Origin of the sequence: Micromonospora sp. CPCC 205546 (assembly GCF_036902715.1) — a bacterium.
Taxonomy (GTDB): domain Bacteria; phylum Actinomycetota; class Actinomycetes; order Mycobacteriales; family Micromonosporaceae; genus Micromonospora.
In genome coordinates this window covers 15,841-41,046 of the sequence record NZ_JBAKHL010000042.1, presented here as the reverse complement: position 1 = coordinate 41,046, position 25,206 = coordinate 15,841, and the positions used below count along the sequence as shown (strand labels likewise).

At 74.6% G+C, this 25,206-nt stretch carries 19 protein-coding genes; 13 read left to right on the top strand and 6 right to left on the bottom strand.

Annotated elements, in window-relative coordinates; all coding sequences use genetic code 11:
* Positions 1 to 44 precede the first annotated feature (44 nt).
* A complete protein-coding gene (locus V6U77_RS19845; protein WP_334607842.1) occupies positions 45 to 971 on the top strand; it encodes a 2-hydroxyacid dehydrogenase in 927 nt (308 codons plus the stop codon).
* A 36-nt stretch (positions 972 to 1,007) separates the two neighbouring features.
* On the opposite strand, the gene V6U77_RS19840 is transcribed toward V6U77_RS19845, so the two are convergent.
* Complete coding sequence (locus V6U77_RS19840) at positions 1,008 to 1,385, bottom strand: PH domain-containing protein (RefSeq protein WP_334607841.1); 378 nt, start codon at positions 1,383 to 1,385, stop codon at positions 1,008 to 1,010.
* A 248-nt stretch (positions 1,386 to 1,633) separates the two neighbouring features.
* Here V6U77_RS19840 and V6U77_RS19835 point away from each other — a divergent pair, with 248 nt between their 5' ends.
* Positions 1,634 to 3,844, top strand: a complete 2,211-nt coding sequence (locus V6U77_RS19835) for a bifunctional diguanylate cyclase/phosphodiesterase (protein ID WP_334607839.1) — start codon at positions 1,634 to 1,636, stop codon at positions 3,842 to 3,844.
* Positions 3,845 to 3,916: 72 nt separating this feature from the next.
* The gene (locus tag V6U77_RS19830; RefSeq protein ID WP_334607838.1) at positions 3,917 to 4,744 is read left to right on the top strand and encodes a MerR family transcriptional regulator; all 828 of its coding nucleotides are present in this window, start codon (positions 3,917 to 3,919) and stop codon (positions 4,742 to 4,744) included.
* 10 nt (positions 4,745 to 4,754) lie between these two features.
* Here V6U77_RS19830 and V6U77_RS19825 read toward each other — a convergent pair whose 3' ends face one another.
* Positions 4,755 to 5,774 carry a LacI family DNA-binding transcriptional regulator gene (locus V6U77_RS19825; RefSeq protein WP_334607837.1) on the bottom strand — a complete coding sequence of 340 codons (1,020 nt, stop codon included), beginning with the start codon at positions 5,772 to 5,774 and terminating at the stop codon, positions 4,755 to 4,757.
* 430 nt (positions 5,775 to 6,204) lie between these two features.
* Between V6U77_RS19825 and V6U77_RS19820 the strand changes: the two genes are divergently transcribed.
* From V6U77_RS19820 to V6U77_RS19805, 4 genes are all read left to right on the top strand, one after another.
* Positions 6,205 to 8,655 (top strand): glycoside hydrolase family 2 protein, encoded by a 2,451-nt coding sequence (locus V6U77_RS19820; protein WP_334607836.1) that lies wholly within the window; start codon positions 6,205 to 6,207, stop codon positions 8,653 to 8,655.
* Between the two features lie 181 nt (positions 8,656 to 8,836).
* Positions 8,837 to 9,373 carry a hypothetical protein gene (locus tag V6U77_RS19815; protein ID WP_334607834.1) on the top strand — a complete coding sequence of 179 codons (537 nt, stop codon included), beginning with the start codon at positions 8,837 to 8,839 and terminating at the stop codon, positions 9,371 to 9,373.
* Between the two features lie 201 nt (positions 9,374 to 9,574).
* Positions 9,575 to 9,913, top strand: coding sequence for an ArsR/SmtB family transcription factor (locus V6U77_RS19810; RefSeq protein ID WP_334607855.1), 339 nt, complete (start codon positions 9,575 to 9,577; stop codon positions 9,911 to 9,913).
* Positions 9,910 to 11,613, top strand: a complete 1,704-nt coding sequence (locus V6U77_RS19805) for a SulP family inorganic anion transporter (RefSeq protein ID WP_334607833.1) — start codon at positions 9,910 to 9,912, stop codon at positions 11,611 to 11,613. Before V6U77_RS19810 ends, V6U77_RS19805 begins: the two co-directional genes overlap by 4 nt.
* Positions 11,614 to 11,768: 155 nt before the next feature.
* Here the strand turns inward: V6U77_RS19805 and V6U77_RS19800 are convergent, their stop codons facing one another.
* Positions 11,769 to 12,542 (bottom strand): hypothetical protein, encoded by a 774-nt coding sequence (locus V6U77_RS19800; RefSeq protein WP_334607832.1) that lies wholly within the window; start codon positions 12,540 to 12,542, stop codon positions 11,769 to 11,771.
* Between the two features lie 224 nt (positions 12,543 to 12,766).
* On the opposite strand from V6U77_RS19800, the gene V6U77_RS19795 reads away from it, so the two are divergent.
* A complete protein-coding gene (locus V6U77_RS19795; RefSeq protein WP_334607831.1) occupies positions 12,767 to 13,150 on the top strand; it encodes a hypothetical protein in 384 nt (127 codons plus the stop codon).
* A 142-nt stretch (positions 13,151 to 13,292) separates the two neighbouring features.
* On the opposite strand, the gene ilvD is transcribed toward V6U77_RS19795, so the two are convergent.
* On the bottom strand, positions 13,293 to 15,140 hold the full coding sequence (gene ilvD, locus V6U77_RS19790) for a dihydroxy-acid dehydratase (RefSeq protein WP_334607830.1): 1,848 nt from the start codon (positions 15,138 to 15,140) through the stop codon (positions 13,293 to 13,295).
* A gap of 128 nt (positions 15,141 to 15,268) precedes the next feature.
* Between ilvD and V6U77_RS19785 the strand changes: the two genes are divergently transcribed.
* The 5 genes from V6U77_RS19785 to serA all read left to right on the top strand — a co-directional run bounded on the left by V6U77_RS19785 (position 15,269) and on the right by serA (position 23,429).
* Positions 15,269 to 17,584 carry a putative bifunctional diguanylate cyclase/phosphodiesterase gene (locus V6U77_RS19785; protein ID WP_442934464.1) on the top strand — a complete coding sequence of 772 codons (2,316 nt, stop codon included), beginning with the start codon at positions 15,269 to 15,271 and terminating at the stop codon, positions 17,582 to 17,584.
* Between the two features lie 270 nt (positions 17,585 to 17,854).
* Positions 17,855 to 19,741 (top strand): acetolactate synthase large subunit, encoded by a 1,887-nt coding sequence (locus V6U77_RS19780; RefSeq protein ID WP_334607828.1) that lies wholly within the window; start codon positions 17,855 to 17,857, stop codon positions 19,739 to 19,741.
* 81 nt (positions 19,742 to 19,822) lie between these two features.
* Positions 19,823 to 20,338 carry an acetolactate synthase small subunit gene (ilvN, locus tag V6U77_RS19775; RefSeq protein ID WP_334607827.1) on the top strand — a complete coding sequence of 172 codons (516 nt, stop codon included), beginning with the start codon at positions 19,823 to 19,825 and terminating at the stop codon, positions 20,336 to 20,338.
* Positions 20,339 to 20,464: 126 nt separating this feature from the next.
* Positions 20,465 to 21,478, top strand: a complete 1,014-nt coding sequence (ilvC, locus tag V6U77_RS19770) for a ketol-acid reductoisomerase (protein ID WP_334607826.1) — start codon at positions 20,465 to 20,467, stop codon at positions 21,476 to 21,478.
* A gap of 352 nt (positions 21,479 to 21,830) precedes the next feature.
* Positions 21,831 to 23,429: a phosphoglycerate dehydrogenase gene (gene serA, locus V6U77_RS19765; protein ID WP_334607825.1), complete on the top strand. Its 1,599-nt coding sequence runs from the start codon at positions 21,831 to 21,833 to the stop codon at positions 23,427 to 23,429.
* 62 nt (positions 23,430 to 23,491) lie between these two features.
* Here serA and V6U77_RS19760 read toward each other — a convergent pair whose 3' ends face one another.
* Positions 23,492 to 23,848 carry a hypothetical protein gene (locus V6U77_RS19760; protein ID WP_334607824.1) on the bottom strand — a complete coding sequence of 119 codons (357 nt, stop codon included), beginning with the start codon at positions 23,846 to 23,848 and terminating at the stop codon, positions 23,492 to 23,494.
* 319 nt (positions 23,849 to 24,167) lie between these two features.
* Positions 24,168 to 25,013: an FAD:protein FMN transferase gene (locus V6U77_RS19755; RefSeq protein ID WP_334607823.1), complete on the bottom strand. Its 846-nt coding sequence runs from the start codon at positions 25,011 to 25,013 to the stop codon at positions 24,168 to 24,170.
* Positions 25,014 to 25,206: the final 193 nt, after the last annotated feature.

Genomic DNA, 25,206 nt, shown 5'->3' with positions numbered 1-25,206 from the left:
CCCGCGCGGCGGGCGTCCCCGCCGGGGGCCTATCGTCGGCGGGCGTGAAGGTATGGATCCCGCACCCGGTCGGTCTGTCGCTCCTCGGTGAGCTTCCGCCGCAGGTCACGGTCGAGGTGGCCGAGGACGCCTCGCGGCTCCCCTCGCCGGCCGCGGGCGTCCGGTTCTGGGTGCCGCCCTTCCTGTCCGGCGGGGACGCCACCGCGCTGCTGCGCGAGCTGCCCGACCTGGCGGTGGTGCAGCTCCTCTCCGCCGGGGCGGACGCGTGGGCCGGTCGGGTCCCGTCCGGGGTGACGCTCTGCGACGCCAGGGGGGTGCACGACCCGTCCACCGCCGAGTGGGTGGTCGCGGCGATCCTGTCCCAGCTGCGTGCCTTCCCCGCCCTCGCCCGCGCGCAGGCCCGGCGCGAGTGGGCGTACGACGAGGTGGCCCCCACCGACGAGCTGGCTGGCAAGCGGGTGCTGATCGTCGGCGCGGGCTCCATCGGCACGGCGGTACGCGACCGGCTCGCGCCGTTCGAGGTGAGCTTCACGCTGGTGGCCCGCACCGCGCGCCCCGAGCAGGGCGTGCACGGCGTCGAGGAGCTGCCGGGGCTGCTTCCCGAGGCCGACGTGGTGGTGCTGCTGGTGCCGCTGACCGCGCAGACCCGGGGGCTGGTCGACGAGAAGTTCCTCGCCGCCATGCGCGACGGCGCGCTGCTGGTCAACGCCGCCCGTGGGCCGGTGGCCCGGACCGAGGCGCTGGCCGCCGAGCTGCGTACCGGTCGGATCTCGGCGGCGCTGGACGTCACCGATCCGGAGCCGCTGCCCGCCGACCACGAACTGTGGACGATGCCGAACGTGCTGCTCACCCCGCACGTCGCCGGATCGGTACGCAACCTGCTGCCGCGCGCCTACCGCCTCGTCGCCGAGCAGGTCCGCCGGTTCGCGGCCGGCGAGCCGCTGATCAACATCGTGGTCGACGGCTACTGAGCCGACGGCTGCCGGCCACCGCCGCCCCGGCGGTGCTCAGCCGGCCGCGCCGGGCAGGGTCTGGCCGGTGGCCGAGACGAGCCGGGGCAGGTCGGTGCCGCGCACGGCCGGCAGCACGGCGCGCTGGCCGTCGTCGAGCAGGGCGACCGCCCGGCCGCGCGGGTCGACGGCCAGCTCGGCGACCCGGTCCCAGCCGATCCGGCGCTGCCCGAACAGCGCCCGCAGGCGCAGCTCGTCGGCGTCCGCGTCGGTGCCGGCCCGCCACGCCCAGATCGCGACGGTGAGCGGGACGAGCAGCACCGGCAGCAGGTACCACCGGGCGCCGGCCACCGGCAGGGCACCGAAGAAGGCGACGATCGCGGCGGCCAGGAACGCCTGGTTGTGCCGGAAGTGCACGGTGTCGGAGCTGCTCACCCCCCGATGATCCCACCCCCGTGGCCCGTGGTGAGCGGGGGGCCGCGCCGCGCCGCCCCGTGTCCGCGGTGACGGGGATCACTGCCGAACCGGCGTCACCCCCGTCGTGCCCGGTCGTTGGCGAGTGATGGGCAGCGGACTCACCCCGTGTCCGGCGCCCCGCACCGTCGCACCGCCCGTGCCCCCTCACGAAGGCGACCGCCGTGCCCCTCGCGTACCCGCAACACGCGTGCCCACCCCGTCCCGCCGTGCCCGACATCCTCGTCCTCGCGGCCGTCGCGCTGCTCCTGCTCGCCGGCGCGACCGGTCGGCTGCCCGCCCTGGCCGTGGTGGCGCTGGCCGGCGCGGCCGGTTGCGCCCTGGCCGGCACACGGCTCTCCCAGCTCGCCGCCGCCCCGCCGCCGGCCCCCGCCGCACAGGTTCCGGGCCGGTCCCGGTCCGCCCGTCGCCGTGCGGTCACCCCGCGCTGCGGCCTCGTCCTGCTCGACGCCGCGGTGGTGACGGCGGGACTGACCGCCGCCGTGCTCCCGCTCGTGGCTGCGGCCCACCGGTGGGCCGTCGTCGGGGCGGGGCTGGCCGTCGCCGCCGTGCTGTTCGTCGCGGGTCTGCCCCCGCAGGTATCCCCGCGCCGCCCGGCCCCCCGGGTCCGGCTGCGCGCAGCCGTCGACGCGACCGCCGCCGGCCTGGGGCTGGTCCTCGCCGGTTGGCTGCTGCTGCCCCGCGACCGCCTCGACCCGCCCGTCCGGCTGGGCACGGCAGTGGCCCTGGGCGCGCTCGCGCTCGCCGTGCTCCTCGTGTCGACCGGGCCGCACCGGCGAACCGGTGGGGCCCGCTGCCGGACCGGGGCGGCACTGACCCTGTCCGGGCTGGTGACGCTGGCCGCGCTCCCCACGGGCGCGGCGCCGGGCCGGGCGGCGCTGCTCGCCGTACCTCCGCTGGTGGGCGGGGTCCTGCTGACGGCGGCGGGGGCGCGGCGGACGACCCGCGCGGACCCGCCCGCCCTGCCCACCAGGGTGTGGCCCCGGGCCGTGGTCCCGGCCGTCGCGGCCGTGGCGGCCGCCGGCTGGCAGCTGCGCGACGGCGGGCCGCCGGACCTCACCGCGGTCCTGCTCGTGCTCGCGATGGCCCCGCCGTTGGTCCTGCGCGACCTGCTCCGGGGCGACGACACGGCCCGGTCGGCCCGCGTCGAGGTTCCGTCCGCGCGGCCCCGGCCGGCGGACCCGGCCGGCGGACCCGTGGACCGGCCGGCGTTGCTGCGGGCCCTCGCCGCCCTGCGGGACGCGCCGACCCTGGCCGGCGCGCTGCTCGTCGTCGACCTGCACGGCCCCGGCCCCGACGGTCGCCAGGTGCCGGCGGACGTGCTGGCCGAGGTGCTTCGTCGCGCCCGCGCCGTCGTCGGCCCCCGGGACCTGCTCGCGGACGTCGGCGCCACCGGCTTCGCCGTGGTCACCGAGGTCGGCCCGGTGCTGGCGTACGCGCTGGGCACCCGGCTGCTCGCCGCGCTCACCCAGCCCTACGAGGTGGCCGGTGCGGTGCTGCGGCTGCGGGCCGGTGTCGGGCTGGCCGAGGTCGGCAACGGCGGCCCGGAGGACGTGCTGCGGCAGGCGGACCTGGCCCGGCGCCGGGCCGTGCAGCTCGGCCGGGACCGGGTCGAGTGGTACGACGCGTACCTGGAGGAGCAGCTCGTCCGCCGGCTCGACCTGGAACGGGAGCTGCCCGGGGCGGTGGCCCGGGGCGAGCTGGACCTCGTCTACCAGCCGGTCCTCGACCTGGCCGACCGGCAGCCGGTCGGCACCGAGGCGTTGCTGCGCTGGCGGAGCCCGGTGCTCGGCACGGTGCTTCCCGCCGAGTTCCTGCCGGTGGCCGAGGACCTCGACGTCGTGGGCGAGCTGGGCTGCTGGGTGCTGGACCGGGCCTGCCGGCAGCTCGCCGCCTGGTCGTCGGGCAGCCGGCAGCTCTGGATGGCGGTGAACGTGACCGTCCGGGAGTTGGCCGCACCCGACTTCGTGCCGCGGACGGCGGCCGTGCTGGACGCGTACGGGCTGTCGCCCGACCGGCTGGTGGTCGAGGTGGCGGAGCCCCGGGTGGGCGCCGAGCTGCCGACGGTGGTGGCCCGGCTGGCCGGGCTGCGCTCGCTGGGCGTGCGCACCGCGCTGGACGACTTCCGGGCCGAGCACGCCTCGCTGGCCCAGCTCCGCCGGTTGCCGATCGACCTGCTCAAGGTCGGCCCGCAGCTGGTGGACCCGGCGGACCCGCACCGCCCGCTGATCGACGTGGTGGTGAACGTGGGGGACCGGCTGGGGCTGGACATCGTGGCCGAGGAGCTGGAGTCGGCCAGTCTGGTCGACGGCGCGCGGCGGGCCGGCTGCCGGTACGGGCAGGGCTCCGCGCTGGCCCGACCGGCCACCGCGGAGCGGGTCGAGGCGTACTTCGAGGAGTTCCCGTCGGCCTCGCGCTGAGCGGGCGACCCGCGCGATCCGCCCCGCCTGGTTGACTCTGACACCGTGTCAGGGCCGAACGTGTGAGGGGCCATGTTCACCATCGGAGACTTCGCCAGGCTCGGCCGCGTGTCGGTCCGCATGCTGCGCCACTACGACGCCATCGGGCTGCTCCGCCCGGCCGCCGTCGACCCGCACACCGGATACCGGTCCTACCGGGCCGAGCAGCTGCACCGGCTCAACCGGGTGATCGCCCTCAAGGAACTCGGGCTCACCCTCGGGCAGGTGCGGGCGATCCTCGACGACACCGTCGAGGTCGCCGAGCTGCGCGGCATGCTGCGGCTGCGCCGGTCTGAGCTGGAGGCCCGGCTGGCGGCCGACACGGCACGGCTGGCCGGGGTCGAGGCGAGGCTCCGCATGATCGAGAGGGAGGGTCGGATGACCACCCAGGACGTCGTACTCAAGGAACTGCCCCCGGTCCGCGTCGCGGAGCTGACCGCGGTGGCCCGCAGCTACGAGACCCCGGACATCTCCGCCGTGATCCAGCCGCTCTACCCGGAGCTGTTCCGGCGCCTCGGCGAGGCGGGCGTCGCCCCCTGCGGCCCGGGCCTGGCCTGGTACGAACCGGCGGGGGAGGGCGAGGCCGTGGTGGTGCACGCCGCGGTGACGGTGACCGCCGACCGCGCGGCGGCCCGGGACTTCTCGGTCGTCGACCTGCCGCCGGTGCCCGCCGCCGCGACGATCGTCCACCACGGGTCGATGGACGAGGTCGCCGGCAGCATCCAGGCGCTCGCCGCCTGGATCGAGGCGAACGGCTGGCGGGCCGACGGCTACGCGCGCGAGTTGTACCTGGACTACTGCGCGGAGGACCCGGAGAAGGGCGTCACCGAGCTCCAGTTGCCGGTGGTGAAGGCCAGGTGACTCGACCGGGTCAGCCGGCGCGCGGCGGCGCCGTGCTGCCCCGGGGGGTCAGGTGGGCCGTCCCGTCCTGGACCCGATCGGCCGGCGCGCCGCCGATCACCGCGAGCAGTTGGCGGGCGGCGTGCGCGCCGTACGCCGGGATGTCCCGGCCGAGCGCGGTCAGCGGCGGGTGCACCAGTTGGCAGAGCGGCGAGTCGTCCCAGGCCACGATGGACACCTCGCCCGGCACGGCGAGGCCCATCTCCTGGGCCACCGACAGTCCCGCTATCGCCATCACGTCGTTGTCGTAGATCACGGCGGTGGGGCGGCCGGCCGAGCTGAGCAGCCGCCGGGTCGCGCGCGCCCCCTCCTCGCCGGTGTAGTCGGCGGGCACGGTGACCGCGTCGGCCAGGCCGAGCCGCCGGCACACCCGGGTGAACGCCTCGGTGCGGATCTCGGTGTGCAGCAGGGCGGGGAGGCCGCCGACGCGGGCGATCCGACGGTGGCCGAGGGCGAACAGGTATTCCACGGTCTCCACCAGCGCCGCCGCGTCGTCGGACCAGACGCTGGCCAGCCCGCCGGTGCCGCCCGGGCCGCCGATCACCACCGCGGGCAGGCCCAGCTCCTCCAGCACCGGCACCCGCCGGTCGTCGACGCGCAGGTCGCAGACGAGGACGCCGTCGACCCGCCGCTCGCCCCACCACCGGCGGTAGACCGCGACCTCCGCCGCCTGGTCGGCCACCACCTGGAGGGTGAGGGCGTACGACCGGGCGGAGAGTTCGGCCTCGACGCCGCTGATCAGCTCCATGAAGAACGGCTCGATGCCGAGCGTGCGGGCCGGGCGGCACAGGGTGAGGCCCACCGCGTCGGCGGTGGCCCCCGACAGGGACCGGGCGGCGCGGCTCGGGCTGAAGCCGATCTCGGCGGCGATGGCGAGGATCCGCTGGCGGGTGATCTCGGAGACGCCGGGCTGGCCGTTGAGCGCGTAGGAGACCGCCCCCTTGGACACCCCGGCGCGTCGGGCGACGTCGGCGATCGTGGGCCGCTTCACCGGTCTCCTCCTCCACTCTCCCGCCCGGGCGGGCGCACCGCGGGGCCGGGGCGACCGGCGCCGATCCACGCTACTGCACCGGTGGCCGCACGACCGTTGCCCCCGGGCGGCGGCGGCCGCTGATCACTTTCCCGGTTAAGTTCCCCGCCTGGCGGCCTGCTCCCGTCGCGGTCCAGGCCGCCGGTGGAGCATCTCCGCCGTGTTGACCGAGTGCCAGTGCCTGCCATGATCGCGCCGCCGCGCCGATCGAGATCGCCGCCCGGCAGCGTCGGTGACCGTCCGTTGACACTGCCGAGGCCGGCCCGTACGGTGGCGTCACTTATCCGGTTCAGTTGGCGCCTCTCTCGACACCGGGAGCGTCCCCTCCGCACCAGCTCGGCGTCGGCGGCCGTCAGATCGTCCGCGGAGGCAGGGAAGGTGCGGTGAGGTCGTGACCCGGCGAGCGTTGCACGAGGGCTGGACCCTGCGGGCCGTACCGGGACCGCAGGTGCCGGCCGTGGTCGCGGGCCGCGCGGTGCCGGCGACCGTACCCGGCTGCGTGCACACCGACCTGCTCGCCGCCGACCTGATCCCCGATCCCTTCGTGGACGACAACGAGCAGGGCCTGGCCTGGATCGGCCGGACCGACTGGGTCTACGAGACCACCTTCGACCATCAGCCGGGCGACGACGAGCGGATCGACCTGGTCTGCGCCGGCCTCGACACCGTCGCCACGCTCACCCTCAACGGCGCCGAGGTCGGCCGCGCCGAGAACATGCACCGCGGCCACCGCTTCGACGTCCGGTCGCTGCTGGTCGCCGGGCCCAACACCCTGGCCGTACGCTTCGACTCCGCCTACCGCTACGCCGAGGCGCACCGGGACCGGCTCGGGGACCGGCCGAACGCCTACCCGGAGCCGTTCCCGTTCATCCGCAAGATGGCCTGCAACTTCGGGTGGGACTGGGGACCGACCCTGGTCACCGCCGGCATCTGGCGGGAGATCGGGCTGCACGCCTGGTCCACGGCCCGGCTGGCCGTCGTACGCCCCCTGGTGACCGTCGAGGCCGGCGACGGCCGGGTGGAGCTGCACGTCGAGGTCGAGCGGGCCGCGGACGCGCCGCTCGCCGTACGGGCGACCGTCGCCGGCGCCACGGCCGAGGCGGGCATCCCGGCGGGGGAGCGCGCGGCCGTGCTGACCCTCACCGTCCGCGACCCGGCGCTGTGGTGGCCCCGGGGGCACGGCGACCAGCCGCTGCACCCGCTGGAGGTGACGCTGCACGACGCCGAGGCCCGCCCGCTCGACACCTGGTCCCGTCGGATCGGGTTCCGCGACGTACGCCTCGACACCGCCCCCGACGCGCACGGCACCCCGTTCGCCCTGCACGTCAACGACACCCCGGTCTTCGTCCGGGGGGTCAACTGGATCCCCGACGACGCGTTCCCCACCCGGATCACCCGGCAGCGGCTGGCGCACCGGTTCCGGCAGGCCGCCGACGCGAACGTCAACCTGCTGCGCGTCTGGGGCGGCGGCCGGTACGAGTCGGACGACTTCTACGACCTCGCCGACGAGCTGGGCCTGCTCGTGCAGCAGGACTTCCTCTTCGCCTGCGCCGCCTATCCCGAGGAGGAGCCGTTCCGCACGGAGGTGGCCGCCGAGGCCGCCGAGCAGGTGGTCCGGCTGGCGCCGCACCCCTCCCTGGTGCTGTGGACCGGTAACAACGAGAACATCTGGGGCTGGCACGACTGGGACTGGCAGGAGCCCCTCGCGGGGCGCAGCTGGGGGCGCGGCTACTACCTCGACCTGCTGCCCCGGATCGTGGCCGAGCTGGACCCGACGCGCCCGTACTGGCCGGGCAGCCCCTGGTCGGGCAGCGAGGAGATCCACCCCAACGACCCGGCGCACGGCACCACGCACATCTGGGACGTCTGGAACACCGACGACTACACGAAGTACCGCGAGTACGTGCCGCGCTTCGTCGCCGAGTTCGGCTACCAGGCCCCGCCCGCGTACGCGACGCTGCGCCGGGCGTTGTCGGACGAGCCCCTCGCGCCCGACTCGCCCGGCATGGCGCACCACCAGAAGGCGATCGACGGCGACGCCAAGCTCCGGCGGGGGCTCGACGCCCACCTGCCCGCACCGGCGGACTTCGACGACTGGCACTGGCTGACCCAGCTCAACCAGGCGCGGGCGATCCAGCTCGCCGTCGAGCACTTCCGCTCCCACCGGGACGTCTGCGCCGGCACGATCGTGTGGCAGCTCAACGACTGCTGGCCGGTGACCTCGTGGTCGGTTGTCGACGGCGACGGCCGCCGCAAGCCCCTGTGGTACGCGCTGCGCCGGGCGTACGCCGACCGGCTGCTGACCGTCCAGCCCCGCGGGGACGGCCTGGCCCTGGTCGCGGTCAACGACGGGCCGGCCGGATGGCGGGCGACCGCCTCGGTGACCCGGCTGACCCTGACCGGCGAGCCACGGGCCAAGGTCACGCTGGAGCTGGACGTCGGTGCGTACGCCAGGATCGAGCTGGCGCTGCCGGCGGAGCTGGCGCGGCCGGAGCAGGCCCGCCGCGAGCTGCTGGTTGCCGAGGCGGGCGGGACGGCCGAGCGGGCGCTCTGGTTCTTCGCCGAGGACCGCGACGCGCACTGGCCGACGGCCCGGTACGACGCGTCGGTCGAGCCGGTCGACGGCGGCCAGCGGGTGCGGGTCACCGCCCGCACGATCCTGCGCGACGTGACGCTCTTCCCGGACCGGCTCGACCCGGCGGCGGAGGTCGACGACGCGTTGGTCACCCTGCTGCCGGGGGAAGCGGCGACCTTCACGGTGCGCACGGACGCCCCACTGGCCACGGCGGCCCTGACCACCCGCCCCGTCCTGCGCTGCGTCAACGACGCAGCCGCCGGTTGACCCGGCGCCCGGTGCCGCGACGGAGATCTTGGCAGGATACGGCCCCCGGAGGGGCCGTTCCGCACCAAGATCTCCGTCGTGCGCACCCCGAGGGCAGGCGGCCCGGTGCCTGGGGAAGGATCGGGTGGCCGGTGGGGGAGGGAAGTCCGAGCCGCGCCCGCCGAACCATCAAGGGAGAACCATGATCGCGGAGCACGTTCGTGACGCGTCGGCCACCGCGGTCGTGTTCGGTCTCTTCGCGTCCAGCTGGTTCGGCTGGGCGCAGGAGGCGCCGCCCAGGCGTTGGCCACCCTTCCTCGGCGTCGGTTCGGCGCTCTCGTTGCTCACCGCGGTCGCCGGCGGCATCCTGACCTGGCGGCGCTGGTCCGACCCGACGGCCTTCGACGCCGAGACCAGCCGTGCCTTCGGAGTCGTCGTGGGCATCGAGTTCGGCGCCGCGGCGCTCGGTGCCGGGCTGCTCGCCCTGCGGCGCCGACGGGACCTGATCCCGGTCTGGGTCGCCCTCGTGGTGGGAGTGCACCTGTTCCCGGTCGCGGCGCTGATCGACTACCCGCTGATCCACGTGGTCGCCGCCCTGGTGACGGCGGTGGCGCTGGCGGCGGTCCCGGTGGCCCGCGCCCGCGCCGTCGCGGTGAGCGCGGTGGTCGGCCTCGCCACCGGCGTGGTGTTGCTCGTCGCCGCGCTGTCGTCGCTGGTCATCGCCTTGGTCGCGTACTGAGGCGGGCGGCCCCCGCCGCACGTGGCGCGGCGGCCGCACACCGTCCGACGCCCACTGCGGCCCGCAGCGGTAGCCGCCCTCGGCGACCGCTGCGGGCCGCCGTCGCCCCGGACGGGGCGGACCCGGTTGACGCTGCGAGTTGAAGATTTTCGCAAGTGCTAAAGTTGGCAATCGAATGTGGGTCGCGTGACGGAGGCTGACGTGTCGGTACCGCTCTACCAGGCCAAGGCGGAGCTGTTCCGCACCCTCGGCCACCCGGTCCGGATCCGGGTGCTGGAGCTGCTCCAGGACGGGCCGAAGCCGGTCCGCGACCTGCTGGTGGCGATCGACGTCGAGGCGTCCAACCTGTCGCAGCAGCTCGCGGTGCTGCGCCGGGCCGGCATGGTCACCTCCAGCCGCGACGGCGCCCTGGTGATGTACGCGCTCAGCACCCCCGACGTGGCCGACCTGCTCGCCGCCGGCCGGCGCATCCTGGGCGCCGTGCTCACCGACCGCGACGCGCTGTTGGACCAGCTTCGGGCCGACGGGCGGGACCGGTGAGCACACTGTCGGTGCGTGACCGGTTCGTCGGTCTGCTGCCGCCGCGCGCCGACTGGCGGGCCGTGCGCCGCTCGCCCCGGCGGGACCTGCTCGCCGGGCTGACCGTGGCGGTGGTGGCGCTGCCGCTGGCCCTCGCCTTCGGCGTCACCTCCGGGCTCGGGGCGCAGGCCGGGCTGGTGACGGCCGTGGTGGCCGGCGCCGTCGCCGCCGTCTTCGGCGGCTCCCACCTGCAGGTCTCCGGCCCGACCGGGGCGATGACCGTGGTGCTGGTGCCGGTGGTCCAGCAGTTCGGCCCCACCGGTGTGCTGATGGTCGGGGCGCTGGCCGGGCTCGTGCTGCTCGCGCTGGCCCTCGCCCGCCTCGGCCGGTACGTCCACTACCTGCCCGTCCCCGTGATCGAGGGGTTCACCGCCGGCATCGCGGTGGTCATCGCCCTGCAACAGGTGCCGGCGGCGCTCGGGGTGACCGACGCGCACGGCGACCGCGTCTGGGCCGTGGCCGCCGACGCGGTCGCCCGGTTCGTCGCGGACCCGCAGCCGGTCCCGGTGGCGATGGCCCTCGGCGTCGCGGCGGTGATGCTGCTCGGCGCCCGCTGGCGTCCCGGCTGGCCGTTCTCCCTGCTCGGGGTGGCCGTCGCGACGGTACTGGCCGAGACCGCCCCGGTCGAGCTGGTCCGCATCGGCGCCCTGCCCGCCGGCCTGCCCGCGCCCTCGCTGGCCTTCCTCGACCTCGGTGCCGTCGGGGTCCTGCTGCCCTCCGCCCTCGCGGTCGCGGCGCTGGCCGCCCTGGAGAGCCTGCTCTCCGCCACCGTGGCCGACCAGATGACCGTCGGCCAGCGTCACGACCCCGACCGCGAGCTGTTCGGCCAGGGGCTGGCCAACCTCGCCGCGCCCGTGTTCGGCGGGATCCCGGCCACCGCCGCCATCGCCCGTACGGCCGTGAACGTGCGCGCCGGCGCCGGCTCGAAGCTGGCCGCACTCACCCACGCCGTCGCCCTCGCCGGGATCGTGCTGGCCGCCGCCCCGCTGGTCGGCCGGATCCCGCTCGCCGCCCTGGCCGGGGTCCTGCTGGCCACCACCGTCCGGATGGTCGAGGCCGGGTCGCTCTGGGCGCTGGCCCGCGCCACCCGGGGCGACGCCCTCGTGCTGGTGCTCACCTTCGCGGTCACGGTGGCCCTGGACCTGGTGACCGCCGTCGCGGTCGGGGTGGGCGTGGCGATTGTGATCGCCCTGCGCGCGGTGGCCCGCACGGCGCGCGTGGAACGGGTTCCGCTCGATCCCGGCGAGCACAGCGCCGAGGAGCGGGCCCTGCTCGCCGACCACATCGTGGCCTACCGGCTGGACGGCCCGCTCTTCTTCGCCGCCGCGCACAGCTTCCTGCTCCAGCTCTCCGACGTGGCCGACGTGCGCGTGGTGATCCTGCGGATGTCGCGGGTGACGACCCTCGACGCCACCGGCGCGCAGGTGCTCGGCGACGCGATCCTGCGGCTCCAGGAACGCGGCGTCACCGTGCTGCTCTCCGGCATCGACCCCGGCCACGACCAGGTGCTGGCCACCCTCGGCGTCGCCGACCGGCTGCGCCGCGACGGCCTGGTCTTCCCCGACACCCCAGCCGCCATCCGGTACGCCCGGACCGTCGTGCTGCCCGGCAGAGAGGGCCTGGCCGGCGACGACGCTCAGGAGGTGGCCAGGGCTGGGTGAGCAGCGTCGTCACGCTCCCGGCTGAGGAAGAAGGTGCGAGCGGAAGCGACGAGGTCGGGCTTCGGGTGGCCGGTGTTGAGCAGGTCGATGCTTCCTCGCCCGGTCGCTGAGTCGGGCGACCCCCGGTTCAGGTGACTGGCGGCCCGTGCCCGCCGCTACCAGACGATCACGTCGAAGGTGAGCGTCTTCCCTGGTTCGTAGCGCTTGACGGTCAACCACGCCCAACGTCTTTCTGTCGTCCGCACACAGAAGGACTGGCCTGTCCGGAGTTGTTCGCTGAGGATTTCGTTCTGCCGGGTGACGGACGTCTCGCAGGCGCTCTCGGACGGCGTCCCGTCGATCACGACGACGTCACCAGGGGTCCGCACCGGTGGCGACCCGCGGCTCAGGTGCACGTCCACGCCCTGACCGGACGAATAGCCGTACTGGACGTTCCAGTTCGGGGCCGTGGAGTCGAGGTCGAGGGAGTAGCTCAGCGAGAGGGTGACCCCCTCCCCGGTGCGACTCGGAGACTTCACGCCGCCGGAGGTCGGGCTCGCGGAGGTGCTCGGGTCGGGGGCATCGGTCGGATCGGTGGGACCGCCGGTCGGTGTCGCCGAGCGTGTCGGCGTCGGGATGGCAACCGTCGGGACAGCGGGTGTCGGCCGGTCCTCGGGGGAGGGGGTCGCCGCGACCGGCGTACGTGCACCGGCCGGATCCCGGCCCACGATGCGGTCGGTGGCCGCGCCGGTCACCGCCGACAGGACCACGAGGAACAGCACCACCAGGGTGGCGAGAACCGGGCGACGCTGCATCCAGAGCCACCCCAGCGCCCAGCAGGCCGCGGCGAGGCCGGCGAGCCCGACCGCCACCACGGCCCAGGCGCCGGCGCTGGTCAGCCACTGCATGACACCCGCCACCGCGCCCACCACGCCGGCAACCGTCGACACCAGCACGACCCGTCTGTCCGAAGGTGGTGGACTCGGCTGGTTCACTGCGCCGCTCCGGGTCGCTCATCGGTGCCGAGGCGAAGATCGGGGGACATGGCTCCATTCGACGCCGCACTCCTCAGTGGAGCCAGGAAGTGTTGCCCATCCGACAGTCCTGCTCGGGATGCGGTTACGGGATGGACCAGCATCCTTGCACTGGAATTGTGTGCCGGCTGGGTCGGGGCATGTCGCTGCTGGCGGAGGCGGCGCAGGCCGTGGACCCGATCAAGGCGGAGCGCCTGCGGGAGTTGGCGACGGAGAGCTTCTGGTCGTCGGCGAAACTGCTGGAGGGTTCAGAGGTGAAGCTCCGCCAGGTCGGCTGGGCGGACCTGAGGAACGAGAAGTTCCACGGCGACCCGGATCCGCAGCCGTCGCTGGTGGCGGGCGGGGAGAACCTGGTCGGCGGGCTCGGGCTGATGCAGCAGGCGCTCGGTGATCCGCAGCCAGAGCCCCACATCGGGGCCGTCGGTGTTTCCCCGCGAGGAGGCCGAGTAGACGGTCCGGGCGTTTCGGCGTGGCATTCCCACGCTGGGTACGCCCGGCGTCGCCGGTGGCACCGCGCCCGTTGACGAGCGGAGGCGGTGCACCCGCGCAACGCTGTCGAGCTGACGTCGTAGACGGTTCGCCGCCGTCTGGTGGTGCCGCGCGGCCCGGACGTCACCGCCCCGCGAGCACCGATCATCCGCTCACGAGGACGGCCCGCCGCGGCGGCTACTCCGGGACGCGGCGGTAGGCGCCGTCGCTGGCCGAGGTCGCCATCGAGGCGTACGCGCGCAGCGCCGCCGACACCGGCCGCTGCCGGTCCACCGGCGTGTACGGCCTGTCGCGCTTCTCCTGGGCGATCCGCCGGGCCTCCAGCACGTCGGGGGCCACGTTCAGCTCGATCGACCGGCCCGGGATGTCGATGACGATCTCGTCGCCGGGCTCGACGAGCGCGATCAGCCCGCCGGAGGCCGCCTCGGGTGAGACGTGCCCGATGGAGAGCCCGGAGGTGCCGCCGGAGAACCGGCCGTCGGTGAGCAGCGCGCAGGAGCGGCCCAGCCCCCGGCCCTTGAGGAACGAGGTGGGGTAGAGCATCTCCTGCATGCCGGGGCCGCCCTTCGGCCCCTCGTAGCGGATGACCACCACGTCGCCGGCGACGATCCGCTTGTTGAGGATCGCCTCGACGGCGTCGTCCTGCGACTCGTAGACCTTGGCCGGGCCCCGGAAGGTCAGGCACTCCTCGGGCACCCCGGCGGTCTTCACCACACAGCCCTGCGGTGCCAGGTTGCCGTGCAGGATGGCCAGGCCGCCGTCGGCGCTGTAGGCGTGCGCGAGGTCCCGTACGCAGCCCCCGGCCGCGTCGGTGTCCAGCGACGACCAGCGGTTGGTGGTGGAGAACGGCTCGGTGGTGCGCACCCCGCCCGGGGCGGCGTGGAACAGCTCGACCGCCTCCCCGGTCGCCGACCCGCCCCGGACGTCCCAGTCGGCCAGCCAGCGCTGCAGGCTGGGGGAGTGCACCGCGTGCACGTCGCGGTGCAGCAGGCCGGCCCGGTCCAGTTCGCCGAGGATGGCCGGGATTCCGCCGGCCCGGTGCACGTCCTCCATGTGGTACTGCGGGGAGTTCGGGGCGACCTTGGCCAGGCACGGCACCCGGCGGGAGACGGCGTCGATGTCGGCGACGCCGAAGTCCAGCTCGGCCTCGCGGGCGGCGGCGAGCAGGTGCAGGATCGTGTTGGTCGAGCCGCCCATCGCCACGTCCAGGGCGACCGCGTTCTCGAACGCGGCCCGGCTCGCGACGGCGCGCGGCAGCACGGAGGCGTCGTCGCCGTCGTACCACCGCTTGGCGATCTCCACGACGGTGCGGCCGGCCTCGACGAAGAGCGACCGGCGCGCGGCGTGGGTGGCCAGCGTCGAGCCGTTGCCCGGCAGCGCCAGGCCGATCGCCTCGGTGAGGCAGTTCATCGAGTTGGCGGTGAACATGCCGGAGCACGAGCCGCAGGTCGGGCAGGCCGACCGCTCGATCTCGCCGAGCTGGTCGTCGGTGACCGCCTCGTTCGAGGAGGCGATCATGGCGTCGATCAGGTCGATCTTGGAGTGCACGACGCCCTCGATCGCCATCGTCTTGCCGGCCTCCATCGGCCCGCCGGAGACGAAGACGGTCGGGACGTTCAGCCGTAGGGCGGCCAGCAGCATCCCCGGGGTGATCTTGTCGCAGTTGGAGATGCAGACCAGGGCGTCCGCGCAGTGCGCGTTCACCATGTACTCGACCGCGTCGGCGATCAGCTCCCGGCTGGGCAGGGAGTAGAGCATGCCGCCGTGGCCCATGGCGATGCCGTCGTCGACCGCGATGGTGTTGAACTCGCGGCCCACCCCGCCGGCCTCGGCCACCGCCTCGGCGACCAGGCCACCCATGTCCTTGAGATGCACGTGACCGGGTACGAACTGGGTGAAGCTGTTCGCGATGGCGACGATCGGCTTGCCGAAGTCGTCGTCGGTCATCCCGGTGGCCCGCCACAGGGCCCGGGCGCCGGCCATCGTCCGACCGTGCGTGGAGGTCTTCGACCGCAGCTCAGGCATGCCCACCAGTGTGACACCGCCGCCCCGGCGGCCGGTGGGCGTGCGCGCCGTGTCCCAAAGGATGCACACCCGGGCTCCCGCGCGGGGCCGGCATCCGGCACAGTTGGCACGTGCAGTTCCCCCCGGGCATGGTCGCGGTCGCGGTGCTGTGCGGGTTGGTCGCCGCGGCGGCCACCACGCTCTCGGTCGCCGGCTCCCGCCGCCGCCCCGGGCCGCACCGGCAGGCGTACGCGCTGCTCGCCGCCGCGTCCGTGGTGGCGCTGGCCACTCTGCTGCTCGGGGTGGCCGTGGCGCCCTGGACCGCCGGGCACGCCGGCGACCGGAGCACCGGCTGGGCCGGCGTCGTGTCGATCGGCACGGCGACGGCCGGGCTGCTCTTCTCCGCCGCTCTGCTCCGGTCGCCCGGCGTGGCCGCCACGGCGGCGGCCACCGCCCGGACGGCGCTCGACGGCCTGGTGATGGCGGCGGCGCTCTGGTTCGTCGGCTGGGTGCTCTTCTCCGAGCCCACCCGCCTGCTCGGCGGCGCCACCCCGATGGCCTGCGTGCCGATCCTGCTCGCCACCCTCAGCGCGGCCCTGACCGCCGGGCTCGCCCTCATCGTGGCCTTCCGCGCTCCGCCGCCGCGCGGTCGCGCCGCCTGGCTCGGCGCCGGGGCCACCGCCGTGACCTGCGGCGGCCTCGGCCTCGCCACCGGCCTCTGCCAGGCGGGGCCGACCGTGGCGCTGGTCGGGGCGGGCGTGCTCGCCGCCGGCCTGGTGGCCGCCGCGTGGGCCGCCCGCCGGCTGGACGCGGCGGCGCGGCCCGCCCTCGACCTGATCCGCCGCGACGGCGCGTACGCGTTCGTGCCGATGTTCGCCATGGCCGCCTCGGCGATGTACCACCTGCTGCAGGACGGCCGGTTCGACGCGCTCGGCATCGTGGCGGGCAGCGTGGAGGGCTTCGCCCTGGTGACCCGGCAGTACCTGACGCTGCGCGACGTGCGCGGCTACGCCCGGCGGCTGGCCGAGCGCGAGGCGCACTTCCGGGAGTTGGCGCACACCGACCAGCTGACCGGGCTGGCGAACCGGCGGGGGCTGTTGCGGGCGCTGCACCGCTGCGCCGACGCCGGCGTCCCCGGCGTGCTGCTCGGGCTCGACCTCGACGGCTTCAAGCACGTCAACGACATGCGGGGCCACGACGTGGGCGACGCGGTGCTGGCCGAGGTGGGCGAGCGACTGCGCACGAACCTGCGCCCCGGCGACGTCGCGGCCCGCCTCGGCGGCGACGAGTTCGCGGTGCTGGTGCACGGGCACCCCGCCGACGCGGGCCGGGTCGCCGAGCGCCTGCTCGGGGTGTTGGGGCGCGCCTACGAGCAGCCCGAGGGGCCGGTCTTCCTGTCGGTGAGCATCGGGGTGGCGGGCTGGGCCGACGAGCCCGACGTGGAGCTGCTGCTGCGCCACGCCGACCTGGCGTTGCGCTACGCCAAGCAGCAGGGCAAGAACCGGATCGAGCGCTACGACGCCGCGTACGACCAGCTGCTGCGCCGGCGCACGACGCTGGAGCACGAGCTGCGCGGCGCGATCGAGCGCGACGAGCTGCGCCTGGTGTTCCAGCCGGTGGCCTCGCTGCCCTCGGTGCGTCCCGTCGGCGCGGAGGCGCTGCTGCGCTGGCGCCATCCGGTGCTGGGCAACGTCGGTCCGGACGAGTTCATCCCGCTGGCCGAGGAGTGCGGGATGATCGCCAAGCTGGGCGCCTGGGTGCTGCACCAGGCGTGCCACCAGCTCTCCCGCTGGCTGGCCGACGGCCACGACGTCTGGGTATCGGTCAACGTGTCCCCCCGCGAGCTGCACGCCCCGGAGTACGTGGTCCAGGTCGCCGAGGCGCTGCGCGCCCACCACGTGCCGCCGCAGCGGCTGGTGCTGGAGGTCACCGAGCACGCCGTCGCGACCGACCTGGACGAGCTGATCCGGCGGTTGACGGCGCTGCGGGCCACCGGTGTCCGCATCGCGCTGGACGACTTCGGCGCGGGCTACTCGTCGCTCGGGCAGCTGCGTCGCCTGCCCATCGACATCCTCAAGATCGATCACGGGCTGGTCGCGGAGCACGAGCCGGTGCGGCCGGTGGACAGGGACGGCCCGGCGTTCGCGCCGATGGTCGACATCGTCATGCGCCTCGGCCACCAGCTCGGCCTGGAGGTCGTCGCCGAGGGGGTCACCACGCCGACCGAGCTGGCCGCCGTGGTGGCCGCCGGCTGCCGGTTCGGTCAGGGAGCGCTCTTCGGCTGGGGCGTTCCCGCCGAGCACCTGGAGGCGATGCTGGACGCGGCCACGTCGCCGGGGGCCCGCCCCGCCCCGGTCGCCGCCCCGGCCGTCCCGCCCGCGTCGCCGCCGCCGCGCCGGCTGCCGACGTTGCCCGCCCCGCGCTCCTCCGAGCAGGAGTCCGCGCAGGTGGAGTGGGGTCGCTAGGCGCCCGGACGGGTGAAATCCGACGGCCCGTCAACCAACATGTGGGATCAGTTGACTCATCGCGTGAGATGCGTCAGGCTTGACCGCATGTCGTCGTACCGGTCGCTGCGAGTACTTACCTGAGCGCACTCTCTCCACGTCGAGAGTGCGCTGGCCCCGTGCATCCTGCACGAGGGCTTTTTTGTTGCCGTCGAACCCATCGACGCCGGGCCCTGCCCGCGTCACCCGCTCGAACAGCCGCACCCACTCCAGCCGAAGGCCTGAACCGCCATGACGAGACCCACGCCAGAGACACTCGCCCACTCCGCCCGCCGGGCCCGCACGGTCGCCGAGCCCACGGGCGACGCCGAGCCCGCCGGCGCCGCCCGCGTCGCGGCCACCCCGACCGTCCCGGGGGTACGCACACCCGCCCCGGCCCAGGTCAGCGGCGCCGGTTCCCTCGTGCGGTCCCTCGAGGCGCTCGGCGTCGACGTCGTCTTCGGCATCCCGGGCGGCGCCATCCTGCCGGCGTACGACCCGCTCTACGACTCCACGGTCCGGCACATCCTGGTCCGCCACGAGCAGGGCGCCGGGCACGCGGCGACGGGCTACGCCCAGGCGACCGGCCGGGTGGGGGTCTGCATCGCCACCTCCGGCCCGGGCGCGACGAACCTGGTCACCCCGATCGCCGACGCGCACATGGACTCGGTGCCGATCGTGGCCATCACCGGTCAGGTCGCGCGGCCCTCGATCGGCACGGACGCCTTCCAGGAGGCGGACATCCAGGGCATCACCCTGCCGATCACCAAGCACAACTTCCTGGTGCAGGAGGCGGAGGAGATCCCGCGGGTGCTGGCCGAGGCCTTCCACCTGGCCGCCACCGGCCGGCCCGGGCCGGTCCTGGTCGACATCCCCAAGGACGTCCTGCAGGCGGCGACCACCTTCACCTGGCCGCCGACGCTGGACCTGCCCGGCTACCGCCCTACCCTGCATCCGCACGGCAAGCAGATCCGCGAGGCGGCCCGGCTGATGGCCGGCGCGCGACGCCCGGTGCTCTACGTCGGCGGTGGCGTGCTGAGGGCCGGCGCCACGGAGGGGCTGCGCCGGCTGGCCGAGCTGACGGGGATCCCGGTGGTCACCACGCTGATGGCGCTCGGCGCGTTCCCCGACTCGCACCCGCAGCACCTGGGCATGCCCGGCATGCACGGCACGGTCTCCGCGGTGTACGGCCTGCAGCGGGCCGACCTGATCGTGGCCCTGGGCGCCCGCTTCGACGACCGGGTCACCGGCAAGCTGGACTCGTTCGCCCCGGACGCGACCGTGGTGCACGCCGACATCGACCCGGCCGAGATCGGCAAGAACCGGCACGCGGACGTCCCGATCGTCGGCGACGCCCGGCACGTCATCGACGAGCTGATCGCGGCGGTGAGCACCGAGCAGGCGGCCGGCCGGCGTACCGACCTCGCCGACTGGTGGACCCAGCTCGACGACCTGCGCCAGCGGTACCCGCTGGGCTACGACGACCCGGACGACGGCACCCTCTCCCCGCAGTACGTGATCAAGCGGCTCGGCGAGCTGGTCGGCCCGGACGCGATCTACGTGGCGGGGGTCGGCCAGCACCAGATGTGGGCCTCGCAGTTCATCTCCTACGAGAAGCCGTACACCTGGTTGAACTCCGGCGGCCTCGGCACGATGGGTTACGCGGTGCCGGCGGCGATGGGCGCCAAGGTCGGCAAGCCGGACACGGTGGTGTGGGCGGTCGACGGCGACGGCTGCTTCCAGATGACCAACCAGGAGCTGGCCACCTGCGCGCTGGAGGGCATCCCGGTCAAGATCGCCGTGATCAACAACGGCAACCTCGGCATGGTGCGGCAGTGGCAGACGCTGTTCTACGGCGAGCGCTACTCCAACACCGACCTCGGCACCCACAAGCACCGCATCCCCGACTTCGTGAAGCTCGCCGAGGCCCTCGGCTGCGTGGGGCTGCGCTGCGAGAACGCCGAGGACGTCGACCGGACCATCGCCGCCGCGATGGCCATCGAGGACGCCCCGGTGGTCATCGACTTCGTCGTCGGCAAGGACGCCATGGTGTGGCCGATGGTCGCCGCCGGCACCAGCAACGACGAGATCATGTTCGCCCGGGGCGTCCGCCCGGCCTTCGACGAGGATGACATCTGACATGAGCGAGCAACGCGAGCGAATCACCAGGCTCAGCCCCGTGCCGCGTCAGGGCACGACCGAGCGGAGCGAGGTCGTGGCATGACCATGCACACCCTGAGCGTCCTGGTGGAGAACAAGCCGGGCGTCCTGGCCCGGGTCTCCGGCCTGTTCTCCCGGCGCGGCTTCAACATCGACAGCCTCGCCGTCGGCGAGACCGAGAACCCGGACGTCTCGCGGATCACCATCGTGGTCAACGCCGAGTCGTCACCGCTGGAGCAGGTCACCAAGCAGCTCAACAAGCTGGTCAACGTGCTCAAGATCGTCGAGCTGGACCCGCAGGTCTCGGTCGCCCGGGAACTGCTCCTGGTCAAGGTGCGCGCCGACCGCGCGGCCCGGGCCCAGGTGCTGGAGACGGTCAGCCTGTTCCGGGCCCGGGTCGTCGACGTGGCACCGGACACCCTGACCGTCGAGGCCACCGGCACCCCGGACAAGCTCGACGCGCTGCTGCGCGACCTCGAACCCTTCGGGATCAAGGAGATGGTCCAGTCGGGACTGGTGGCGATCGGGCGCGGCTCGCGCTCCATCACCGCCGGGCCCTCGCTCCGGGCCGCCTGACCCCGACCCGGCCGGCGCCCGCGTGCCGGTCGGGACCGCCCGACCAGGCCGGCGCCGTGCGTCGCCTGGGACCGACACCGCACAGATCCACGGCGGGCCGCCGGGCCGCCGTACGAAAGGGAAACCATGAGCGTTGAGGTGTTCTACGACGACGATGCCGACCTGGGCCTGATCCAGGGCCGCAAGGTCGCGGTGATCGGGTACGGCAGCCAGGGCCACGCCCACGCCCTGTCGCTGCGCGACTCCGGCGTCGACGTGGTGGTCGGTCTGCCCGAGGGCTCCAAGAGCCGCGTCAAGGCCGAGGAGCAGGGCCTGCGGGTGGCCACGCCGGCCGAGGCGGCGGCCGAGGCCGACGTCATCATGATCCTCGCGCCGGACACCGCCCAGCGCAGCATCTACGCCGAGTCGATCGCGCCGAACCTGGCTCCCGGCAAGGCGCTCTTCTTCGGGCACGGCTTCAACATCCGCTACGGGCTGATCAAGCCCCCGGCCGAGGTCGACGTGGCGATGGTCGCGCCGAAGGGCCCGGGGCACCTGGTCCGCCGCCAGTACGTCGACGGCAAGGGCGTGCCCTGCCTGGTCGCCGTCGAGCAGGACGCCAGCGGCACCGCCCTCGCGCTGGCCCTGTCGTACGCCAAGGGCATCGGCGGCACCCGGGCCGGCGCCATCCGGACCACCTTCACCGAGGAGACCGAGACCGACCTCTTCGGCGAGCAGGCGGTGCTCTGCGGCGGCGCGGCGGCGCTCGTGCAGACCGGCTTCGAGGTGCTCACCGAGGCGGGTTACGCCCCCGAGGTGGCCTACTTCGAGTGCCTGCACGAGCTGAAGCTGATCGTCGACCTCATGTACGAGGGCGGCATCGCGAAGATGCGCTACAGCATCTCCGACACGGCCGAGTACGGCGACCTCTCCCGGGGGCCGCGCGTCATCGACGCCCGGGTCAAGGAGGAGATGCGCAAGATCCTCAGTGAGGTCCAGTCCGGCGAGTTCGCCCGGGAGTGGGTGGCCGAGGACGAGGCCGGCCGGCCCAACTTCAGCAAGTGGCAGGCCGAGGGCGCGGCGCACCCGATCGAGGAGACCGGCCGCAAGCTGCGCGGCATGATGAGCTGGGTCGACCGGCCGATCACCGAGACCGCCTGACGCGTTCTCCCCGGCGGTCCGGCCCGGGCGCTCTCCCCGGCGCCCGGTCGGGCCGCCTCCTCGTCCGACCACCACCTCCCTGTCCGCACCACCACCGACGCCGCTCGTCGCGCCGGCCGGCGCCGAGCGGCACACCCGCGCCCGGGCGCCGCGTCGCGCGCCGTTCACCGGCCGGTCGTCACCCGTTGTGAGGGCACTCACCCCACGGTCCGGGACCTCCCGGCCGGCCCGCCCCCTACGATCGCGGGTAGGTGCGTAGCCGGCACCTGACGGCCATGGCCCGGATCAGCGCAGGGCGCAGCGCGGCGTCCCGCAGCCCGGCCCACCGCTCTGACGACAACTACGAGGACCAATGACTCCTGTCGTACTGATCGCCGAAGAACTCGCACCCGCCGCCATCGAGGTGCTCGCCCACGACTTCGACGTCCGTCACGTCGACGGCACCGACCGGCCGGCCCTGCTCTCGGCGCTCTCCGAGGCCGACGCCGTCATCGTGCGCAGCGCCACCCAGATCGACGCCGAGGCGATCGCCGCCGCGCCCCGGCTGAAGGTCGTCGCCCGGGCGGGCGTGGGTCTGGACAACGTCGAGGTGCCGGCCGCCACCGCGCGGGGCGTCATGGTCGTCAACGCCCCCACCTCGAACATCGTCTCCGCCGCCGAGCAGGCCCTCGCGCTGCTGCTCGCCGTGGCCCGCAACACCGCCAGCGCCAGCGCGGCGCTGAAGGCGGGGGAGTGGAAGCGGTCGAAGTACACCGGCGTCGAGATCCAGGGCAAGACCGTCGGCGTGGTCGGCCTCGGCCGCATCGGCGTGCTCTTCGCCCAGCGGATCGCCGCCTTCGGCACCCGGCTGATCGCGTACGACCCCTACATCCAGCCCGCCCGCGCGGCCCAGCTCGGCGTCCGCCTCGTGGGCCTGGAGGAGCTGCTGCGGGAGAGCGACTTCATCTCGATCCACCTGCCGAAGACCCCGGAGACCGTCGGGCTGATCGGTGAGAAGGAGCTGGCCGTCGTCAAGCCGGGCGTCCGGATCGTCAACGCCGCCCGGGGCGGGCTGGTCGACGAGCAGGCGCTGGCCGACGCGATCGCCGAGGGCCGGGTCGCCGGCGCGGGCGTGGACGTCTACGCCAAGGAGCCCTGCACCTCCTCGCCGCTGTTCGCCTTCGACAACGTGGTCGCCACCCCGCACCTGGGCGCCTCCACCGGCGAGGCGCAGGACAAGGCCGGCCTGGCCGTGGCCCGGAGCGTGAAGCTGGCGTTGCAGGGCGAGTTCGTGCCGGACGCCGTGAACGTGCAGGCCGGCGGCGTGGTCGCCGAGGACGTGCGACCGCTGCTGCCGCTGGCCGAGAAGCTCGGCCGGGCCTTCACCGCCGTCGCGGGCGGGGTCGCCGCCAGCGTCACCGTCGAGGTGCGCGGCGAGATCGTCAACCACGACGTGTCGGTGCTGAAGCTCGCCGCCACCAAGGGGCTGTTCAGCTCGGTGGTCGAGGAGCAGGTCACCTACGTCAACGCGCCGCACCTGGCCGCCGAGCGCGGCGTCGAGGTCACGCTGGTCGCCCAGGCCGACGCGGTCGACCACCCCAGCCTGGTCACCGTCCGCGGCGCGCTGCCCGACGGCCGTACGGTCAGCGTCTCCGGCACGGTGACCACCGCCGGCGGCCGCGACGTCATCAAGCTCACCGAGGTCGACGGCTTCGACGTGGAGATCGGCGCGGAGGGCATCCTCGTCTTCCTGCGCTACGCCGACCGCCCCGGCGTGGTCGGCACGGTCGGCACGCTGCTCGGCGAGGCCGGCGTCAACATCGCGGCGATGCAGGTGGCCCGCCGCGAGGCCGGCGGCGAGACCCTGATGACCCTCACCGTCGACCAGGCGCTCGGCGCCGACCTGCTCACCTCGGCGGCGGACTCGATCGGCGCGGTCGCGGCCAGCGCGGCGGACCTGCGCGACGAGTGACCCGAGCGCACGACCGCGGGGGCCCGGCCGACGCGCCGGGCCCCTCGTCGTCGGGGGAGCGGTCAGCCGGGCAGCCGGGCCGGCGGCGGGTAGACCGAGCCGTCCTGGGCGTCGAAGAGCATCAGGTCGTACGCGCCGGCCAGCCGCTCGATGTCGAGCAGCACCTGGTCCTCGCACGTGGGGTGCAGGTTCAGCTCCACGTGGTCGCTGGCCGCGTGCAGCGGCGCCACCGCCCAGGGGGTGCCCGGTCCGGCCGGCCGGTCCGGATAGCTGCCGGTGATGGCCCGGTAGAACCCCACCACCCGCGGGTCCGGGTACCGGTCGACGTGCTGGCCCTGCCGGCACCGCAGCACCGCCGCCCGCACGTCCTCGGGTGTCGCCCCGTCCGCCAGGGCCCACACGCTCAGATCGAAACTCACGGCGGACAGCGTGCCATCCGGGCGTCGCCGCGTCGAAATCACCCCGCCACCGACGCGGTCACGCTCCTGTCGCGACAGTCCGCTGTGGAGACCCTTGCGTTGAGTTGCGTCGATTCGCTAGCGTACCGGTGCGGTCACTGGCCGAGCTCGCGGCGTGGGCCCGTCTTCGGGTGGCGAGGTCGACGTCCGGCCGGCCGGCCCGCACCCCTCGATTGCGCGAGCCACGCGCACTCGTCGCTGACCGGCCCTCACGGTCGTTGCCGAGACCGTGGGGGCCGATCGCGGGTCCGGCCCGCTGTCCGGGCGACGTGGGCCGCGTTCAGCGGCGGTGGGTGAAGAGCGCGCGATAGTCCGAGCCGTTGCGGAACCACGCCAACCCGGCCGGCCCGGCGGCGTAGAGCGCGGTGGCGTAGGCGTCGGCGACGGCGAGGTCCGGCCCGACGACCGTCGCGGCGACCAACTGGTCGGCGGGTTCGCCGGTGTGCGGGTCCACCACGTGGCCCTGCCGTCCGCTCACCCCCGAGGTGCCGACCGCGCCGGCCGTCATCTCCAGCACGAGCGGCGCCCGGTGCCGGTCCGTCGGGTGGTGCACCGCCACCCGCCACGGGCCGCCGTGCGCCGCGTGTCCGCGTACGACCAGGTCGGCGCCACTGAGCACGGCGTAGTCGTGCACGCCCGCGGCGCGCAGCCGGGCGGCGGCCCGCTCCACCGCCCACCCGCCGAGCAGTCCGCCGGGGTCGAAGCCGCCCGGCACCGCCCAGGCGTCGAACCAGCCGTCGGTGGCCGCCCGCATCGCCGCGCAGCGGCCCACCAGGTCGGCCAGCGGCGGGTACGAGTCGGGGCTGATCTCGCCCCGACGCAGCCGGGAGACCAGGCTCTCCGGCCGGGCCGGGCCGTAGGTGATGTCGACCGCCCGCAGCTCCGCGACCGCGTCGCGCAGCGCCTCCCCGACGGCGCGTCGGCCCAGCCACTCGGGGGCGTTGAGCAGCAGCGAGTATTCCGCCGTCGAGGTCCGCACGGTGTGCTGGACGGCGATCCGGTCCTCACCGACCGGGCGGGGCCGGTCCACCCGGTGGTTGCGGGCTCCCAGCCGCAGGTCCGGCCGGTGTGGCCGGAAGCCCGACTGGTCCACCCAGCGGGTCCGTGGCTGCTGGTCGATCCGCATGACGCTGCTCCCTCGCTGACGCCGGCCGCGTCGTCGTGGCCTCCGTCACGGGCCCCCGTAGACCCGCTCGTCCCCACGCTAGGCAGCGGAGATGACCTCGTCATGAATGCCAGCTGGGAGGATGCTGTGCATCTTCATTTCCCGCATGATGGAAGGTTCGTACCGGGAGTCGGGACGTCGGCGTACGGTCGGA